The sequence below is a fragment of the Nocardioides sp. genome (genome assembly GCF_024509035.1).
In the GTDB taxonomy this organism is placed as follows: Bacteria; Actinomycetota; Actinomycetes; order Propionibacteriales; family Nocardioidaceae; genus Nocardioides.
This window is the reverse complement of sequence record NZ_JANINT010000444.1, coordinates 1-2621: the sequence shown is the minus strand read 5'-3', so window position 1 is coordinate 2621 and position 2621 is coordinate 1. Positions and strand designations below refer to the sequence as shown.

Below are 2621 nucleotides of genomic sequence, written 5' to 3'. Positions count from 1 at the left end.
CGACATCTCCCTCTGAGCGACGAGCTCGAGCACCCCGAGAAGGACACGAAATGGCACACAAGAAGGGCGCGGCGTCCACCAAGAACGGCCGCGACTCCAACTCCCAGCGCCTCGGCGTCAAGCGCTACGGCGGCCAGGTCGTCAACGCCGGCGAGATCATCGTGCGCCAGCGGGGCACCCACTTCCACCCGGGCGCCGGCGTGGGTCGCGGTGGCGACGACACGCTGTTCGCGCTGGTCGGCGGTGCGGTGCAGTTCGGCACCCGTCGCGGCCGTCGCGTCGTGAACATCGTCCCGGGCGAGTGACCTGACGCTCGCACCCGCAGCATCTCGAAGGGCGTCCCGATCTCGGGACGCCCTTCGCATTTCTCCCTCGTCGGTCCGCTCGCGCAGCGCCCGACGGTCGTGATCCACCGAGAGTAGGCACCATGGCAGTCCCGACCTTCGTCGACCGCGTGACGCTGCACGTCAGCGCGGGACGGGGCGGCCACGGCGTCGCCTCCGTGCACCGCGAGAAGTTCAAGCCCCTCGGCGGGCCCGACGGCGGGAACGGCGGCCCCGGCGGCTCGGTGATCCTGCGCGTCGACCCGGGAGTGACCACGCTCCTGGACTACCACCACAGCCCCAAGCGCCGCGCCGAGAACGGTGGCCACGGCGCGGGTGCCCACCGCAACGGCGCCCACGGCGCCGACCTGGTCCTGCCGGTGCCCGACGGCACCGTCGTCAGTGACCGCGCGGGCAACGTCTTCGCCGACCTGGTCGGACCCGGCACCGAGCTGGTCGTCGCCCAAGGCGGTCGCGGTGGGCTCGGCAACGCCGCGCTGGCCTCGGCCAAGCGCAAGGCCCCGGGCTTCGCGCTGCTCGGCGAGCCCGGCGAGGAGCTCGAGATCGTCCTCGAGCTCAAGGTCGTCGCCGACATCGGCCTCGTCGGCTTCCCCAGCGCGGGCAAGTCCAGCCTGATCGCCGCGATGTCGCGGGCTCGGCCCAAGATCGCCGACTACCCGTTTACCACGCTGGTGCCCAACCTCGGCGTGGTCACGGCCGGCGACACGACGTTCACCGTCGCCGACGTCCCCGGGCTCATCGAGGGGGCGAGCGAGGGCCGCGGGCTGGGCCACGACTTCCTGCGCCACATCGAGCGCTGCGCGGCGATCGTGCACGTCATCGACACGGCGAGCATCGAGCCGGGACGCAACCCGGTCGACGACCTCGACGTGATCGAGAACGAGCTGACCCGCTACGGCGGACTCGAGGACCGGCCGCGCCTGGTGGCGCTCAACAAGGTCGACGTCCCCGACGGCCGCGACATCGCCGGGTTCGTCGTCGACGAGCTGCGCGAGCGCGGCCTGCAGGTCTTCTCGGTCTCGGCCGCGTCGGGAGAGGGGTTGCGCGAGCTGACGTTCGCGATGGCCGCGATCGTCGAGGCGGCCCGCGCCGCCAAGCCGATCCTCGAGGCGACCCGCATCGTGCTGCGTCCGCCGTCGGCCGACGGCAGCGACTCCTTCACCGTCACCGCGACCCCCGACGGTTGGCAGGTCCGCGGCGACAAGCCCGAGCGGTGGGTGCGCCAGACCGACTTCAGCAACGACGAGGCCGTCGGCTACCTCGCCGACCGGCTCAACCGCCTCGGCGTCGAGCAGCGGCTGGTCCAGCTGGGCGCGGAGGAGGGCGACACCGTCCTGATCGGCGACCCGACCAACGCGGTCGTCTTCGACTTCAAGCCGGGCATCGACTCGGCCGCCGAGATCCTCAGCCGGCGCGGTGAGGACCAGCGTTTCGAGGACTCGCGGCCCGCCGCGCGGCGTCGCCGGGCGATCGACGAGGCGATGTCCGACCGGGCCGAGGGCGAGACGCGCGCCGACGTGGCCCGCCGGCTCGACCGCCCCGAGACCTACGGTCCGCAGTCCTACGAGATCGGCGGGGCCGACGACCCCGACTGGGCCGAGGACGACCCGGCCCGATGAGCGTCCGGCGCGAGGTCACCGAGGCGACCCGGGTCGTCGTCAAGGTCGGCTCCTCCTCCCTCACCACGGCCGCAGGCGGCATCGACCCCGTGCGGGTGCGCGAGCTCGTGGACGTGCTGGCCAAGCTGCGCGCTCGTGGCGCCGAGGTCGTGCTGGTGTCCTCGGGCGCCATCGCGGCCGGCCTCGCGCCGCTCGGGCTGCGCCGTCGGCCACGGTCGTTGCCGGCCCAGCAGGCCGCCGCCTCGGTCGGTCAGGGCCTGCTCGTGCACCGCTACACCGAGGAGCTCGCCCAGCACGGCGTCATCACCGGTCAGGTGCTGCTCACCGTCGACGACGTGACCCGGCGCTCGCACTACCGCAACGCCTACCAGACCTTCGCCAAGCTGCTCGAGCTCGGCGTGCTGCCGATCGTCAACGAGAACGACACGGTCGCGACCAGCGAGATCCGCTTCGGCGACAACGACCGCCTGGCGGCCCTGGTGGCGCACCTCGTCCATGCCGACCTGCTCGTGCTGCTCTCGGACGTCGACGGCCTCTACGACGCCGACCCGTCCGCGCCGGGCAGCGCACTGGTCCCGGACGTGGTCTCGGTCGACGACCTCGTCGACGTACGCATCGGCAAGACCGGCGCCGCCGGACTCGGCACCGGCGGCATGCA

3 protein-coding genes are annotated in these 2621 nt (G+C 72.8%); all 3 read left to right on the top strand.

Translation table 11 applies throughout. From position 1 onward, the window contains the following. Positions 1-50: 50 nt before the first annotated feature. Entirely contained in the window at positions 51-305 is a 255-nt protein-coding gene (gene rpmA, locus Q0L15_RS24140) for a 50S ribosomal protein L27 (RefSeq protein WP_296607400.1), read from the top strand. Between the two features lie 122 nt (positions 306-427). Then, entirely contained in the window at positions 428-1963 is a 1536-nt protein-coding gene (gene obgE, locus Q0L15_RS24135; RefSeq protein ID WP_296607399.1) for a GTPase ObgE, read from the top strand. Continuing rightward, positions 1960-2621 (top strand): glutamate 5-kinase (proB, locus tag Q0L15_RS24130; protein ID WP_296607398.1); only part of this gene is annotated, 662 nt, incomplete at its 3' end. The genes obgE and proB, both read left to right, overlap by 4 nt.